General features: G+C 72.1%; 14 protein-coding genes. 8 read left to right on the top strand and 6 right to left on the bottom strand.

Annotation, left to right across the window (positions count from 1 at the left end; translation table 11 throughout):
- Positions 1-15: 15 nt before the first annotated feature.
- On the bottom strand, positions 16-1,410 hold the full coding sequence (locus AC3ET3_RS33410; RefSeq protein WP_435613495.1) for a metallopeptidase TldD-related protein: 1,395 nt from the start codon (positions 1,408-1,410) through the stop codon (positions 16-18).
- Complete coding sequence (locus AC3ET3_RS33405; protein ID WP_432138212.1) at positions 1,407-2,930, bottom strand: TldD/PmbA family protein; 1,524 nt, start codon at positions 2,928-2,930, stop codon at positions 1,407-1,409. Before AC3ET3_RS33405 ends, AC3ET3_RS33410 begins: the two co-directional genes overlap by 4 nt.
- Before the next feature lie 279 nt (positions 2,931-3,209).
- Between AC3ET3_RS33405 and fabG the strand changes: the two genes are divergently transcribed.
- The 3 genes from fabG to AC3ET3_RS33390 all read left to right on the top strand — a co-directional run bounded on the left by fabG (position 3,210) and on the right by AC3ET3_RS33390 (position 5,175).
- Positions 3,210-3,914 (top strand): 3-oxoacyl-[acyl-carrier-protein] reductase, encoded by a 705-nt coding sequence (gene fabG / locus AC3ET3_RS33400; protein ID WP_432138211.1) that lies wholly within the window; start codon positions 3,210-3,212, stop codon positions 3,912-3,914.
- A 5-nt stretch (positions 3,915-3,919) separates the two neighbouring features.
- Positions 3,920-4,687, top strand: a complete 768-nt coding sequence (fabI, locus tag AC3ET3_RS33395; RefSeq protein WP_435613494.1) for an enoyl-ACP reductase FabI — start codon at positions 3,920-3,922, stop codon at positions 4,685-4,687.
- A 155-nt stretch (positions 4,688-4,842) separates the two neighbouring features.
- Positions 4,843-5,175: a hypothetical protein gene (locus AC3ET3_RS33390; protein WP_432138209.1), complete on the top strand. Its 333-nt coding sequence runs from the start codon at positions 4,843-4,845 to the stop codon at positions 5,173-5,175.
- On the opposite strand, the gene AC3ET3_RS33385 is transcribed toward AC3ET3_RS33390, so the two are convergent.
- A complete protein-coding gene (locus AC3ET3_RS33385; protein WP_432138208.1) occupies positions 5,156-5,845 on the bottom strand; it encodes a FadR/GntR family transcriptional regulator in 690 nt (229 codons plus the stop codon). The genes AC3ET3_RS33390 and AC3ET3_RS33385 overlap by 20 nt on opposite strands.
- 70 nt (positions 5,846-5,915) lie before the next feature.
- Here AC3ET3_RS33385 and AC3ET3_RS33380 point away from each other — a divergent pair, with 70 nt between their 5' ends.
- The 4 genes from AC3ET3_RS33380 to AC3ET3_RS33365 all read left to right on the top strand — a co-directional run bounded on the left by AC3ET3_RS33380 (position 5,916) and on the right by AC3ET3_RS33365 (position 8,512).
- The gene (locus AC3ET3_RS33380) at positions 5,916-7,325 is read left to right on the top strand and encodes a CynX/NimT family MFS transporter (RefSeq protein ID WP_435613493.1); all 1,410 of its coding nucleotides are present in this window, start codon (positions 5,916-5,918) and stop codon (positions 7,323-7,325) included.
- A gap of 51 nt (positions 7,326-7,376) precedes the next feature.
- Positions 7,377-7,493 (top strand): SGM_5486 family transporter-associated protein, encoded by a 117-nt coding sequence (locus AC3ET3_RS33375; RefSeq protein ID WP_432139983.1) that lies wholly within the window; start codon positions 7,377-7,379, stop codon positions 7,491-7,493.
- A 186-nt stretch (positions 7,494-7,679) separates the two neighbouring features.
- Positions 7,680-7,892 (top strand): hypothetical protein, encoded by a 213-nt coding sequence (locus AC3ET3_RS33370; RefSeq protein ID WP_432158994.1) that lies wholly within the window; start codon positions 7,680-7,682, stop codon positions 7,890-7,892.
- Between the two features lie 101 nt (positions 7,893-7,993).
- Positions 7,994-8,512 carry a SixA phosphatase family protein gene (locus AC3ET3_RS33365; protein WP_432139981.1) on the top strand — a complete coding sequence of 173 codons (519 nt, stop codon included), beginning with the start codon at positions 7,994-7,996 and terminating at the stop codon, positions 8,510-8,512.
- 106 nt (positions 8,513-8,618) lie between these two features.
- Here AC3ET3_RS33365 and serB read toward each other — a convergent pair whose 3' ends face one another.
- Complete coding sequence (gene serB / locus AC3ET3_RS33360; protein ID WP_432139980.1) at positions 8,619-9,830, bottom strand: phosphoserine phosphatase SerB; 1,212 nt, start codon at positions 9,828-9,830, stop codon at positions 8,619-8,621.
- 125 nt (positions 9,831-9,955) lie between these two features.
- Positions 9,956-11,893: a streptophobe family protein gene (locus AC3ET3_RS33355; protein ID WP_435613492.1), complete on the bottom strand. Its 1,938-nt coding sequence runs from the start codon at positions 11,891-11,893 to the stop codon at positions 9,956-9,958.
- A gap of 224 nt (positions 11,894-12,117) precedes the next feature.
- Between AC3ET3_RS33355 and AC3ET3_RS33350 the strand changes: the two genes are divergently transcribed.
- Positions 12,118-14,655, top strand: a complete 2,538-nt coding sequence (locus AC3ET3_RS33350; protein ID WP_435613491.1) for an ABC transporter ATP-binding protein/permease — start codon at positions 12,118-12,120, stop codon at positions 14,653-14,655.
- Positions 14,656-14,739: 84 nt separating this feature from the next.
- Here AC3ET3_RS33350 and AC3ET3_RS33345 read toward each other — a convergent pair whose 3' ends face one another.
- Entirely contained in the window at positions 14,740-15,519 is a 780-nt protein-coding gene (locus AC3ET3_RS33345; RefSeq protein WP_435613490.1) for a transglycosylase SLT domain-containing protein, read from the bottom strand.
- Between the last annotated feature and the right edge of the window lie 430 nt (positions 15,520-15,949).

Below are 15,949 nucleotides of genomic sequence, written 5' to 3'. Positions count from 1 at the left end.
TAATCAGGTACGAGGTTATACGCCCTGACTGACAGAGCTCATATTGAAGTCGGGCACCCGCAGCGCGGGCATCGCGGCCCGGGTGAACCAGTCGCTCCACTCCCGTGGCAGCGTCTTCTCGGTCCGCCCCGCCTCGGCGGCCCGACCCAGCAGACCCACCGGCGACTCGTTGAACCGGAAGTTGTTCACCGCGCCGGTGACCTCGCCGTTCTCCACCAGGTAGACGCCGTCCCGGGTCAGTCCGGTCAGCAGCAGCGTGGCCGGGTCGACCTCGCGGATGTACCAGAGGCACGTCAGCAGCAGCCCGCGCTCGGTGGCGGCCACCATCTCCTGCAGCGACCGGTCCGTGCCGCCGTCCAGCACCAGGTTGCCGAGCGACGGCGCGACCGGCAGCCCGGTCAGCCCGGCGCTGAACCGGCTGGTGACCAAGTTCTTCAACGCGCCGTCGGAGAGCCACTCGACCGCTCCCACGGGCAGCCCGTTGTCGAACACCGACTGGTCGCCCCCGGAGGAGTGCGCGATCACGAACGGCGCCGACTCCAGCCCCGGCTCGTTCGGGTCGCTGCGCAGGCTCAGCGGCAGTCCGGTCAGCTTCTCGCCCAGCCGCGTGCCGCCGCCCGGCTTGGAGAACACCGTCCGGCCCTCGGCCGCGTCCCGGCCCGACGCCGACCACATCTGGTAGATCAGCAGGTCCGCCACGGCCGTCGGCGGCAGCAGCGTCTCGTACCGGCCGGCGGGCAGCTCGACCCGCCGCTCGGCCCAGCCCAGCCGTACGGCCAGCTCGGCGTCCAGCGCCGCAGGGTCGACGTCCTTGAAGTCGCGCGTCGACCGGCCCGCCCACGCCGAGCGCGTACGGTCCGGCGACTTGGCGTTCACCTCCAGCGTCCCGTTCGGCTGGTCGTGCCGCAGCCGCAGCCCCGTGGACGTGCCCAGGTACGTCGTCACCAGCTCGTGGTTGGCGAACCCGTACAGCTCCCGGCCGCCCGCACGCGCGCGTGCGAACGCCTCGCCCAGGGCGGGCGCGAAGTCGGCGAACACGGCGGAGGAGGTCTCGGCGGGCGGCTCGGTGAACTCGGGGGACTGCGCCACCCCGGTCACCAGGGGCTGCGCGTCCTCGGCCGGCCCCGCGCCGCGCGCGGCGGCCTCGGCTGCCCGCACCAGCGGCTCCAGCTCGTCGGCGGTCACCGCGGACCGCGAGACCACACCGGAGGCGGTGCCCTCCTTGCCGTCGACCGTCGCGACGACGGTGAGGGTACGCCCGCGGGTGACGCCGTTGGTGGTCAGCGCGTTGCCCGCCCAGCGCAGGTTGGCGGTCGACTCCTCGTCGGCGATGACGACGCAGCCGTCGGCCCGGGACAGTTCCAGGGCGCGCTCGACGATCTCGTGCGGCTTGCTGGTAAGGGCGCTCATCGACCGGCCTCCTGCGTGGTGTTCAGAATGTTGACGCCCTTGAAGAGGGCGGACGGGCAGCCGTGCGACACGGCCGCCACCTGGCCCGGCTGCGCCTTGCCGCAGTTGAAGGCACCCCCGAGGACGTACGTCTGCGGACCGCCCACGGCCGCCATCGAACCCCAGAAGTCGGTGGTCGTCGCCTGGTAGGCCACGTCCCGCAGCTGTCCGGTGATCCGTCCGTTCTCGATCCGGAAGAAGCGCTGCCCGGTGAACTGGAAGTTGTAGCGCTGCATGTCGATCGACCACGACCGGTCGCCGACCACGTAGATCCCGCGGTCCACGCCGCCGATCAGGTCCTCGGTCGACATCCCCGCCGGGTCCGGCCGCAGCGACACGTTCGCCATGCGCTGCACCGGCACATGGCCGGGCGAGTCCGCGTACGCGCAGCCGTTGGACCGGCCGAGGCCGGTCAGCCGGGCGATCCGCCGGTCCAGCTGGTAGCCCACCAGCGTCCCGTCCTTCACCAGGTCCCAGGACTGCGCCTCGACGCCTTCGTCGTCGTAGCCGACGGTCGCCAGGCCGTGCTCGGCGGTGCGGTCCCCGGTGACGTTCATCAGCTCGGAGCCGTACTTCAGCTTGCCGAGCTGGTCGAAGGTGGCGAACGAGGTCCCGGCGTACGCCGCCTCGTAGCCGAGCGCCCGGTCCAGCTCGGTGGCGTGCCCGATAGACTCGTGGATCGTCAGCCACAGGTTGGACGGGTCGACCACCAGGTCGTACAGCCCCGGCTCCACGCTCGGCGCGCGCATCTTCCCGGCGAGCAGCTCCGGGATCTCGGCGAGTTCTCTGTCCCAGTCCCAGCCGGTGCCGGTCAGGTACTCCCAGCCGCGCCCGACGGGCGGGGCGATGGTCCGCATGGAGTCGAACTCGCCGCTGGACTCGTCCACCGACACGGCGGTGAGCTGCGGGTGCAGGCGGACCCGCTGCTGCGTGGTGACCGTCCCCGCTGTATCGGCGTAGAACTTGTTCTCGTGGACGGTGAGCAGGGACGCGTCGACGTGGTTCACCCCGTCGGCGTCCAGCAGCCGCCGGCTCCACTCCGCCAGCAGCCCGGTCTTCTCCTCGTCCGGCACGCCGAACGGATCGATCTCGTACGACGAGACCCACGTCTTCTCGGCGTGCACCGGCTCGTCGGCCAGCTCCACGCGCTCGTCGGACCCGGCGGCCCGGATGACCTGCGCGGACAGCTTCGCCATCGCCACGGCCTGCGAGGCCACCTTCGCGGCGGCGTCCATCGTCAGGTCCACGCCCGAGGCGAACCCCCAGGTGCCGCCGTGCACCACCCGCACGGCGTACCCCAGGTCGGTCGTGTCGGACGATCCGGCCGGCCGGGCGTCCCGCAGCCGCCAGGAGGCACTGCGCACCCGCTCGAACCGGAAGTCCGCGTGCTCCGCCCCGAGCGCACGCGCGCGTGCCAGCGCGGCGTCGGCGAGTGCGCGCAGCGGAAGTGCCGTGAAGGCTTCGTCGATGCTATGAGGCACCTGCGTCTCTTTCTGTCGACCTGACGGTTGTCGCCGTTCTCGCGGGCCTCGGACCTCGGGCCGCCGACCTCAGATCATGTCGTGCCGCCCGCTCCCCGGGCCACACCTTTCCGCCCCGCTCGCGCAAACTTTCTGTAGGGACCCCACAGCGACACCCATGAGCCACTGTCGAAGCCCCAATGTCCCCGGCGTGGACCGGACCGATAGGTTTCAGGTGAAGCCGCCTGTCATCGAGGTGTTCGGGCGGATGTGCCAGACCGCTATCGAAAGGGTGATCCGTTGAGCCGCTCGGTTCTCGTCACTGGAGGCAACCGGGGCATCGGCCTCGCCATCGCCCGCGCGTTCGCCGACGCCGGCGACAAGGTCGCGATCACGTACCGCTCGGGTGAGCCGCCGGCCGGCTTCCTTGCCGTCAAGTGCGACATCACCGACCCCGAGCAGGTGGAGCAGGCCTACAAGGAGATCGAGGTTCAGCACGGCCCCGTCGAGGTTCTGATCGCCAACGCCGGCGTCACCAAGGACCAGCTCCTGATGCGCATGTCCGAGGAGGACTTCACCTCGGTCGTCGACACCAACCTCACCGGCACCTTCCGCGTCGTCAAGCGGGCCAACCGCGGCATGCTGCGCGCCAAGAAGGGCCGCGTCGTGCTCATCTCGTCGGTCGTCGGACTGCTCGGCTCCGCGGGACAGGCCAACTACGCCGCCTCCAAGGCCGCCCTGGTCGGCTTCGCGCGCTCCCTCGCCCGTGAGCTGGGCTCGCGCAACATCACCTTCAACGTCGTCGCGCCCGGCTTCGTCGACACCGACATGACCAAGGCGCTCACCGACGAGCAGCGCGGCAACATCGTGTCGCAGGTGCCGCTCGGCCGGTACGCGCAGCCGGAGGAGATCGCCGCGACGGTGCGGTTCCTCGCCTCGGACGACGCCTCGTACATCACTGGAGCCGTCATCCCCGTTGACGGCGGACTGGGAATGGGTCACTGATCACCATGAGCGGAATTCTCGAGGGCAAGCGCGTCCTGATCACCGGGGTGCTGACGGAGGCGTCCATCGCCTTCCACGCCGCGAAGCTGGCCCAGGAGCAGGGTGCCGAGGTCATCCTCACCGCATTCCCGCGGCCCACGCTGACCGAGCGCATCGCCAAGAAGCTGCCCAAGCCCGCCAAGGTGATCGAGCTGGACGTCACCAACGACGCGCACCTCAACCGCCTGGCCGACGTCGTCGGTGAGGAACTCGGCGGCCTGGACGGGGTCGTCCACTCCATCGGCTTCGCGCCGCAGGACGCCCTCGGCGGCAACTTCCTCAACACGCCGTTCGAGTCGGTCGCCACGGCCATGCACGTCTCGGCGTACTCCCTGAAGGCGCTCACCATGGCCTGCCTGCCGCTGATGCAGAACGGCGGCTCGGTCGTCGGCCTCACCTTCGACGCGCAGTTCGCCTGGCCGCAGTACGACTGGATGGGCCCGGCCAAGGCCGCCCTGGAGGCCACCAGCCGCTACATCGCGCGCGACCTGGGCAAGCAGAACATCCGCTGCAACCTCATCTCGGCGGGCCCGCTCGGCTCCATGGCCGCCAAGTCCATCCCGGGCTTCAGCGACCTGGCCGCCGTCTGGGACACCCGCTCCCCGCTGGAGTGGGACCTGAAGGACCCCGAGCCGGCCGGCCGCGGCGTCGTCGCCCTGCTGAGCGACTGGTTCCCGAAGACCACCGGCGAGATCGTCCACGTCGACGGCGGACTGCACGCCATCGGCGCCTGATCTCCCTCCTACGGCCGTGACGCCCCGTACCCCGCAGCGCGCGGGGGCGCGGGGCGTCACCCGTTCGGCGCACCCGACCGGGCGGTGACCAGGGCCGACGCGCACGCTGGAGGGACCGCACCACCCCGCAGCCGTACGGCCGAGGAGGTCCCGTTGTGCGCCTGTCCCGCAGCCTGGCCCCAGTGACCCTCGCCGTAGCCGTCGTCCTGCTGCTGCCGTACGACGCGGCGCCCCACGCGCGCGTGCAGGCGGCCGAGCCGTTCGGCTCCGAGTGCCGCACCAGTGTGCGCGGCTCCCAGGTGACCGCCTACTGCCACAACCCCTACGCCGACACCGACCGGGTCCGCCTGCACATCGAGTGCGAGCGCTGGTGGGACCTCGACACCGACGGCAGCCCCGTCGACGCGGGGCCCGCCGTGACCGTACGGCTGACCGGGCGCTGCTGGAAGGAGGTCGGCTCGGTCTGGATCAGCCACCAGAAGGTGTGAACCGCTCCGGCCGGCACAGGAACGGGTAGCTCGCCGCCTCCGCGGCGGCGGCGTCCGCGTCGCCCGCGCGGATCGCGTCGACCAGCCGCGTGTGGTCCATGTGGGTCTCCGGTGTCAGCTCCCGGCCCACGTCCTCGCGCAGCCAGTCCCGCAGCACCTCGCCCAGATCCGCGTACACCGCGATCATCGCTTCGTTGTGCGAGGCCGACACCACCGCCAGGTGGAAGGTGGCGTCCGCGGCCACGAAAGCCTCCGCGTCGCCCGAGCCCCACGCCTCCTCACGCCGCCGCAGCAGCGCGTCGAGCTGCCTGAGGTCCTTCTCGGTGCGCCGCCCGGCGGCCAGCCGCGCAGCGCTCGACTCCAGCGCGGCGCGCAGCTCGGCGATGTGCCGGGGGTCGGCGTCGGCGAACCGGCGGTGCATCACGCCCGCCAGCTCGCTCGTCGCCACTACGTACGTGCCGGAGCCCTGCCGGATGTCCAGCAGACCGTTGTGCGCGAGCGCGCGGACGGCCTCGCGGACGGTGTTGCGGGCGACGCCCAGCTGCTCGACCAGCTCGGGCTCGGTCGGGATGCGCGAGCCGACCGGCCACACACCCGAGGTGATCTGTTTGCGCACCTCGGCGATGACCTGCTCGGACAGCGCCGAACGGCGGGGATGAGTCAGAGCCATGCCACACCTTCGCACGCGCGGACCGGACGAGCACCACCCGGCCATGGAGGACCAATCATCCCATGATTCTATGATGGGCTGCATGGCGATCGAGGAGACATCCGCGCAGACGCACGAGGAGTCCGGTACGGGTACCCCGTCCACCGGCGGGGGCACCGGGTCTACCACGCGCGCGTGGCAGACCCGGCTGCTGGTCCTCGGCATCGTCCTGGCCGCCCTCAACCTCCGGCCCGCCATCACCAGCCTCGGTGCCCTCCTGGAAGAGGTCCGCGACGGGCTCGGCATGAGCGGCAGCGTCGCCGGGCTGCTGACCTCCGTGCCCCCGCTGTGCTTCGCGGTCTTCGGCGTCACCGCGCCCCGCCTCGCCCGCCGCTTCGGCCCGGGCGCGGTGGTGTGCGCCGGGATGGCCGCCATCACCGCCGGCCTGCTGCTCCGGCCCTACGTGGGTGGCACGGCGGGCTTCCTCGCGGCCAGCGCGCTCGCCCTCATGGGCATCGCGGTCGGCAACGTACTGATGCCGGTCATCGTCAAGCGGCACTTCCCCGACCGGGTCGGCCCCATGACCGGCCTGTACTCCATGGCCCTCGCGCTGGGCACCTCCCTCGCCGCCGCCGTGACGGTGCCTCTCGTCGACGCGCTGGGCGGCTGCTGGCAGCCCGGGCTCGCGGTGTGGGCGGTCCTCGCCGCGGCGGCCGTACCGCCGTGGCTCACCCAGCTGCGGGTCCGGGGCGCCGGGCCTCGGGGCACCCGCACCGATGACCGGGGCACCGGGGACCACGGGGTCGACGACCGGGCCGCCGGGGAGCACGGCACCGACAACCGGAGCGCCGGGCCGGACGGCCGCCGGACGGCCCGCCCCGGCGCGGCGGAGCCCGCCCGCCGCCTGCGCGTCACCAGGAGCCGGACCGCCTGGGCCCTCGCCCTCTTCTTCGGCCTCCAGGCCACCGCCGCCTACATCACCATGGGCTGGATGGCACAGATCTACCGCGACGCGGGCGTCGCCGCCGGCACCGCCGGACTGCTGCTCGCCGTCACCATGGTGATGGGCGTGCCGCTGGCCTTCGTCATACCGCGACTCGCCGCCCGGCTGCCCCGGCAGGGCCCCATCGTGCTCGCGCTCGGCACCTGCGGACTCGCCGGATACGCCGGCCTGTACCTGGCGCCGGCCGGCGGCGCCTGGGTGTGGGCGGTGCTCCTCGGCGTCTCCAACTGCGCCTTCCCGCTGGCCCTCACCATGGTGGGGATGCGCGCGCGCACCGGCGCGGGCGTGGCACAGCTGTCGGCCTTCGCGCAGAGCACCGGTTACCTGATCTCCATACCCGGCCCCCTGCTGGTGGGCGTGCTCTACCAGCACACCGGCGGCTGGGGCGTGCCCATCGCGCTCATGGCCGCCCTGATGGTGCCGCAGATGGCCGCCGGCGTTCTCGCGGGCCGGGACCGCACGGTGGAGGACGAGGCCGGCGAGGACGCGACCCGCTGACCCGGCCGCCCCCACGCGGCCGGCGGGGGAGCGGGATGGGAGACTTGCCGTATGCCAGTGCTCGACCCGAACCCGCAGAACAGCCAGAAGAAGATGCTCATCGTCTTCGGCGCGTTCCTCGCCATCTTCGTGATCATCGCCGTCATCGCCTCCCTCGCCTCACCCTGACCCGGCGCCCCCGCCGTCCCCGGCCCGGTGCCGGGAGGTGGGGTTAGCCCCCCGTCCCCTAGGGGGCCAGGGTCAGGGTCAAGTGGGTGGATCACCGGATGGGGCCGCGGCCCCGCGATCCGTACCTTCGAGATGTGGCCGCGCGGCGCGGACCACCGAATCCCTCGGAGACCAGCGGAGGCACCCATGTCGGCCCCTACGCACACCCGGCCCCGTCCGGCGGCGACCGCGGGCGGCGTCGGGACCCGGTTGCCCTGGTGGGCGCTCGCCCTGCCGGCCGCCGGCTTCGTCACTCTCCTGGCGCTGATACTCAATCCCGCCGACGCCCACGCGGCCACCGCCGGCGAACCGCTGATCGCCGACCTCTTCGCACGGGTGCGCGAACTGTTCGCACGGTGAGCGCTCAGCCCGCGGGCGCGCCCGCACAGCCCCCGGACCGCCGGGAAATCGCATGTCAACTCCCTGCGCCCGGTGGCGTGTTTCATGCGAAGCTGGGAGTCATGAGCGTCGCAGAACCCCGCAGGATCGTCCTTTTCCGGCACGCGAAGGCGGACTGGCCACAGGTCACCGATCATGAGCGTCCGCTCGCCGAGCGCGGCCGCAAGGACGCCGTCGAGGCCGGCCGCAGGCTCGCGGACACCGGCCTCCCGATCGACCTGGCCCTGTGTTCCACCGCGAACCGGACCCGCGAGACCTGGAAGCTCGCCGTGCACGAGTTCCCGCACCGGCCGAGGACCGTCTACGAGGAGCGGATCTACGAAGCCTCACCGGGCGAGTTGATCGCGCTGCTCAACGAGACCGCCGAGGAGACCCGGAACCTCGTGCTCGTCGGCCACAACCCCGGGGTGCACGGCCTCGCCGAGATCCTCTCCGGCTCGGCGGAGAACGGTGCCGGCGAGCACATGCGCCGCCGTGGCTTCCCGGCCGCCGCCTTCGCCGTGCTGTCCTTCGACGGCGACTGGAAGAGCCTGGAGCCCGGCGTCGCCGTACTGAGTGACTACTGGGCGCCCAGCGACTGACCGCCCGCCCGACCCGGGGCCCGGCGGCGATCACGCCGCCGGGCCCGTTCGCGTCCCGCCGTGTCAGGCGCGTCCGGCTGTGAGGCGCGTCCGGCTGTGAGGCGTGTCAGGCGTCGTGGGTGTCCGCGGCCTCGACCTCTTCCCGGGTGACACCCAGCAGGTACAGCACGGTGTCCAGGAAGGGCACGTTCACCGCCGTGTGCGCGGCCTCGCGCACCACCGGCTTGGCGTTGAAGGCGACACCGAGCCCCGCCGCGTTCAGCATGTCCAGATCGTTGGCGCCGTCGCCGATCGCCACCGTCTGCGACAGCGGCACCCCCGCCTCCGCGGCGAAACGGCGCAGCAGCCGCGCCTTGCCCGCGCGGTCGACGATCTCCCCGGTCACCCGGCCGGTCAGCTTCCCGTCGACGATCTCCAGGGTGTTGGCCTGGGCGAAGTCCAGCCCCAGCCGCTCCTTGAGATCGTCGGTGACCTGGGTGAAACCGCCGGAGACCACCCCCACCTGGTAGCCGAGCCGCTTCAGGGTGCGGATCAGGGTGCGGGCCCCGGGCGTCAGCCGGACCTCGGCGCGCACCTTGTCCACCACCGATGCGTCCAGACCCGCGAGCAGCGCCACGCGCGCGTGCAGCGACTGCTCGAAGTCCAGCTCGCCGCGCATCGCGGCCGTCGTCACCTGCGCGACCTTGTCCTCGCAGCCCGCGTGCGCCGCGAAGAGCTCGATCACCTCGTCCTGGATCAGGGTCGAGTCGACGTCCATGACGACGAGCCGCTGGGCCCGGCGGTGCAGACCCGCCGCGACGACCGCCACATCCACGCCGAGCGCGGCCGCGTCCGTGACCAGGGCGGTGCGCAGCGGCTCGGTCTCGACACCGGACACCGCGAACTCGACCGCGGTCACCGGGTACTTGGCGAGCCGGAAGATCCGGTCGATGTTGCCGCCCGCCTTGGCGATCTTCGCGGCGATGGCGGCGGTGGCCTCGGCGGTCAGCGGATGCCCGAGCACCGTGACCAGCGAGCGCCCGAGCCCGCGCGGCCGGTTGTCACCGGTACCCGAGATGATCTCCGCCTGCATCTTCATCGACTCCGCCCAGCTGTGGACGGTCGACCGCAGCTCGCCCTCCAGGCCCCGGGGCGGCTCGGTGACGAGCGCGCACAGGACCATCCGGCCCCGGGTGACGACCTGCTCGATGTCGACCACGTCGACGGAGTAGACCGCGAGGGTGTCGAACAGGCCGGCCGTGATGCCCGGCCTGTCCTTGCCGAAGATCTTGACGAGGAGAGTGGGGACGTCGGAGGACGCAGTCTGCGAAGCGCTCATGGTGTCACCACCGTATCCGGCACCCAGTGCCTCGCGCCGCCCAGGTCCGACTGGCGGACAGGGAACAGCGCACGAAGAACAGGTGGCGGGGGCCTGGACGACGGGGGTGGAAAGGTGCCGGCCGGCTATCGCTTCGGCCTCCGGGGAGGTGCGGGCGGGGGAGGCGGCGGGGGAGGCGGCGGCCACTCCTGCGACGAGGCCCGTGCACCCGACGAGGGCCGTCCGCCTGAGGACGGCCGCGTGCCGGGTCTGCGTGGCGGCGGCTCGATCGGCCGGGCCATGGTCGGCGCACCGTACACATCGTCCCCCGGTCGGTCCGCCCCCGGTCGCTCCGCCCCAGGCCGCTCGACCTCCCGCCGCTCGGCCGACGGCCGCTCGTCCTCCGGCTGCCGTACCTCCTCCGGCACCCGCAGATACGGGTTGGTCGCCGGGTTCGGCGGCCGGTAGGGCGCGCTCGGCGTATACGGCCCGGGCCCTCCACCGCTCCCCACCCCGGGCTCCCCACTGCCCGGCCCCCCGGCCCCCGCACCCCGCGCGCGCCCGGCCCCACCCCCGACGTCCCTCACCCCGCCGGCCTCACCCCCGACGCCCCCCACCCCGCCGGCCCCACCCACGACGACGTCACCCCGTGCCGCCGCCGCCACCCGCGTCCCCGCCGCCCCGCACGCCCACGCCAGCCCCGCCCCGACGGCCCCCGCGCCCGCCCCCCACAAAGCCCCCAGCAGCAACGCCGCCCCCAGCCGGCCGTGCAACTCGACCCCGGCGCCGAACGCGTCGACCCCCAGCACCGCCAGCGAGGCGTCCACCGAGACCTCCGTCAGCCACGCCGACAGCGGCAGTGCCAACGCGGTCGCGATCCCCAGCCGCAGTGCACACCGACCCGCGAAAGCCGGCAGGCCCGGCCCCGGCGTCCCCCCGGGGGGCACCGGTGTCCGCACCGCCGTCAACACCCCGGCGAGCAGCGCCGCAAGGGCCGCCGCCGCGCCCAGCAACCAGACGCGGTCGTCGAGTTCGGCCAACCGGCCCAGCGTCACGTTCTGCCGGCCGCCCGTGCCGAGCAGTTCGTCGAGCGGGTCGGGCAGCACCCGCGTCAGCACGCCCGTCGCCCGGCCGTCCCAGGGCACGAACAGGCCGAGGCCGAGGCCGAGCCACACCCCGTTGGGCGCCCCGAGCAGCGCGGCGCCCGCGATCCGCTTCGGGTGGTCGTCGCCGGCCGCCGCGTAGGCCGCCGCCGCGATCCCGGCCGCCACCGCGACCAGGAACACGGCGGTCAGCGCGGAGACGGCCGGGCGTACGACGCGGTGCACCGCCTCCCAGCCGGGCGGCAACGGCGTACGGCGGGACGCCAGCAGCGCGATCAGCAGGACGCCCGCCGACCAGCCGAGCCCACCGAGCAGCGTGGGCACCGTGTCGACGCTGAAGCCGACCCCGGCGCGGGCATCGATCAGGTCGCCGACCCGGTCGGGCAGCAGCCCGCCGATGTCACCGATGTCGCCGAGCCCGGGGATCTCGATGCCGCCCTCGCCGCCGGTGCCCGGCAGGTCGTCCACCCCGAGCGAGCCACCGTCCAGGGTGATGACATCGTGCCCGGCCCAGGCCAGACCGCCCAGCGTCGCGACGAAGACCGCCACCACCGCGCCCGCGCGGGCCAGGAGCTCCGCCGGTGCGACCACGACCCGGGCCGTGCGCAGGGACCGCAGGAAGAACCACGACAGCAGCAGCGCCCCGACCAGGCTCACGCCGAGTGGCGTGATCTCGACGGCCGTGGTCGCCTCCGCGCCCGTCAGGCCGAACGCGGACACGTCACCGGAGGGCGACACCGAACCACCCGCACCGAGGGCCACCACGGCCGCCGTCATCGGCCCGAGGGATCCCGCCGTGTCCGCCTCCAGCAGATGCAGCCCCAGCGCGGCGGTCGCCGCCATCCCGATCAACGCCCAGCTCACCGCGGCGACGGCGGACAGCAGCACGTCCCCCCACGGCACGCCCTCGCCGAACTCCGCGCGCCCCGGGCCCTCGACACCCGTACCGCCACTCGCACCGACGCCCGTACCGCCACTCATGCAGACCCCCCGATCCGCCGCGCATGTCCCGCTCGCGTGCGTTTACCACTCTCCGGGGCGGTTTCAACCCCGTCAACGGAAACGGCGGATACGTGTACGCGCGCTCTTCACAAGGCCCGACTTTCGGTCAGAGGGCCGCTCCTGAAATAGTTCCCCCCGATGTTCGACATCCCTAGACTCCCTGCGACGGGGGTAACTCGGGGGACAACTCAGTGGGGCATGGAGTGCCGGAACTCGTACTGGAATTGAACGGACGCACCTGGACGCTTGACCCGTCCAGGTCATACACCCTCGGACGTGATCCGCAGGGAGACATCGTCCTCGACGACGCCAGGGTCTCCTGGCGCCACGCCACGGTCAGTCACAACGGCCGTGGTTGGGTCATCGAGGACCACGGCAGCACGAACGGCACGTTCTCGCAGGGCCAACGGGTCCACCAGCTGGATCTCGGCCCCGGCGCCGCGGTGCACCTCGGCAACGCGACCGACGGACCGCGCCTGAACCTCTCGGCCGCGGCCACCGCGGCGGCGCCGCAGGCCCAGCCCCTGCAACAGCCGTACGCCGCGCAGGGCGCACCGGCCGGCTGGGCCCAGCAGCCGGCGCCCCAGCAGGTTCCGCAGGCCGGCTGGCAGCAGCCGCAGCAGCCCGCCGCGCACGTCCCGCCGCAACCGGGCGGCCCTGCCGAGGCGTACGCGCAGAAGGTGCCCGGTGGTGGCGCGGGGGCGCCGCCGGTCTACGGCGACCGCAGCCCGACCACCTTCCACCAGCTCGCGCTGGGCCGCGTGATGCGCATCGGCCGCGCCCTGGAGAACGACCTGGTCGTCTCCGACCTCCAGGTCTCCCGCAACCACGCCGAGTTCCACTCGACGCCCGACGGCCGCATGGAGATCCGCGACCTGGGCTCGCACAACGGCACGTACGTCAACGGCCAGCCGATCGCCAAGGGCGGCACCCAACTGCTCGGCCCGACCGACATCGTCGGCGTCGGACACTCCACGTTCCGCATCGTCGGCGACCGGCTGGAAGAGTTCGTCGACACCGGTGAGGTCTCCTTCTCCGCCCGCCACCTGACCGTCACGGTCGACGGCGGCAAGCAGATCCTGAAGGACGTCTCCTTCGGTGTGCCGGAGAAGTCGCTGATCGCGGTCATCGGCCCGTCCGGGTCCGGCAAGTCGACCCTGCTCAAGGCACTGACCGGCTACCGGCCCGCCGACCAGGGCGACGTCCTGTACGACAACCGGAACCTGTACAAGCAGTTCGCCGAGCTGCGCCAGCGCATCGGTCTGGTCCCGCAGGACGACATCCTGCACAAGGAACTGACCGTCAAGAAGGCCCTGAAGTACGCGGCCAAGCTGCGTTTCCCGGCGGACACCACGGGCGCCGAGCGCGACGCCCGCATCGACGAGGTCCTGCGCGAGCTCAAACTCGACATCCACAAGGACAAGAAGGTCACCTCGCTCTCCGGCGGCCAGCGCAAGCGCGTCTCCGTCGCCCTGGAGCTGCTGACCAAGCCGTCGCTGATCTTCCTGGACGAGCCGACCTCCGGCCTCGACCCGGGCATGGACCGCGACGTCATGCAGCTGCTGCGCGGCCTCGCCGACGACGGCCGTACGGTCCTGGTCGTCACGCACTCGGTGGCCGAGCTGGCCCTGTGCGACAAGCTGCTGGTGATGGCGCCGGGCGGCGCGGTCGCCTACTTCGGCCCGCCGGAGGAGGCCCTCAACTTCTTCGGCTACGACACCTGGGCCGACGTCTTCTCCGCCTTCGAGAACTACCGCGACTACGACTGGGCGGGCCGCTGGAAGGGCTCGCAGCACTACCAGATGTACGCCGCGGACATCGACGCGGTCGCCCCGCAGGCCGTACAGATGCCGGCCATGCAGGCGATGAAGCCGCCCAAGCCGCAGGGCTGGATGTCGCAGTTCGTCACCCTGGTGCGCCGCTACGTCTCGGTGATCGCCTCCGACAAGGGATTCCTCGCCCTGATGGTGATCCTGCCGGGCGTCCTCGGCGCGGTCAGCCTGCTGATCGACTCGGGCAAGGGGCTGCTGCCCAACCCGGCGAACCCGCAGACGGGCCGGATCATCCCGAACGGCACGGCCACCACCGTCCTGCTGATCCTCGCGGTGGGCGCCTGCTTCGCCGGCGCCGCGAACTCCGTACGCGAGCTCATCAAGGAACGGGTGATCTACGAACGGGAGCGCGCCACCGGCCTGTCCCGCTCGGCGTACCTGATGTCGAAGGTGTTCGTGCTCGGCCTGATCACCGTCGCGCAGGGGCTGATGGTCAGCGTGATCGGCTTCTCCAGCCGGGAGATCCCCGAGGAGGGGCTCGTCATCGGCGGGGCCACGCTGCTGGAGCTCTCCCTGCCGATCATGGCGCTCGGCTTCACCTCGATGATGTTCGGCCTGATCATTTCGTCGCTGGTGAAGACCGCCGAGAAGACCATGCCGCTGCTCGTCATGTTCGCGATCATCCAGGTGGTGTTCACGGGCTGTCTGTTCACGCTGAACGGCTCCATCGGCGTCAACCAGTTCTCGTACCTGATGCCGTCCCGCTGGGCAGTGGCCGCCGCGGGCGCCACGCTGGACTTCAACAGGATCAGCCCGCCCCCTCAGGGCGAGAGCGCCGACCCGCTGTGGGAGCACACCGTCGGCGCCTGGACGCTGGACATGGTCGCGCTGATCGTCCTCGGCGTGATCTGTGGCTTCTTCGTCGCCCGCTTCCTGCGCCGGCACGAGCCCGAGGTCATGCGCAACTAGCCGGACCCCGGCGAGGCCGAAGGGCGGCACCCCTGTCAGGTGGGTGCCGCCCTTCGGCGTTACGTGCTGAGGTCCGTGTCCGCCTCAGTACGCGCTGTTGACGTTGTCCATGGAGCCGTACCGGTCGGCGGCGTAGTTGCACGCGGCGGTGATGTTGGCGACCGGGTCGTAGATGTTCCAGGACGTGCCGGGGACGTGGTACGCCTTGAAGGTCGGCGGGATGACCTGCAGCAGGCCCTTGGACGGCACGCCGTTGATGGCGTTGATGTCCCAGTCGTTGATGGCCATCGGGTTGCCGGAGGACTCCCGCATGATGTTGCGGTGGATGCCGTTGTAGCTGCCCGGGATGCCGTGCTTCTTCATGATGGCGAGCGACTCGCGGATCCAGCCGTCGAGGTTGTTCGGGTACGACTTGACGGCGGCCTTCTTGATCGCGGCGCGCTTGGCGGACCGGCTCGCGGCCTCCTTGGCCTTCCGGGCGGCCTCGGCCTTCGCCGCGGCGGCCTTCTTCGCCGCGGCGGCCTTCTTGGCGGCGGCCTTCTTGGCGGCGGCCGCCTTCTTCGCGGCGGCGGCCTTCTTGGCGGCCTCCGCCTTCTGCTCGACCTCGGCGGCCTTCTTGGCGGCGTCCTCGGCGGCCTTCTTGCGGGCCTCGATGGCCTCCACCTTCACGCTCGACGAGGCGAGGCGGTCGGTCACGCTCGCCTTGACGTCCTTGACCTGCTCGGAGCTGTACGCCACGCGGTTGGTGGTGGCGGCCTCGCTGGTGGTGGTCTGCGCGTCGGCCGGCACCACGGAGAAGGCGAGGGCGGCGGCGCCGAGGGTGGCCGCACCGGCGATCGCGATCTTGTGGGTGTTCTTGGGCATGGCGAATAGACCTCTTCGAGTAGCGCGGAGGTCGCTCCGGCGTCCGAGCGGACAGGGGTGCTTTCGGCACGAACGCCGCGGCGAGAAACCGCGGCGCTGAGCGACGAGAGCAATTCTTAGCGGCGGCAAAACGGCCAGGCAAAGGTGTGACCTACGATGCCGGGTAGTGGATCAGGGAGGGGCAAATCAGGACAGATCGTGCCGTCTGTCCCGCTGGGGTTGCCCCCCTTTGTCTCCTATTGGCCTTCGTACGTGACCTGCGCCCTATGCGCGGGCTCACACGGGGGCGGGTTGGGTCTCACAGAAAGTTGCGGCCGCAATGCCGTGCGTGAGGGCGCTGACGGGCACCCCCACGCGCGCGTGGCCACCCCGCCCCGTGACCGCACTCACCCCCCACAGCCCGGTCCGCCCGCCACCGAGGGCCCCTCGG

Source organism: Streptomyces sp. bgisy159, from assembly GCF_057707805.1.
Note: the sequence above shows the minus strand (reverse complement) of the source record. Positions and strands in the feature narration are given on the sequence as shown.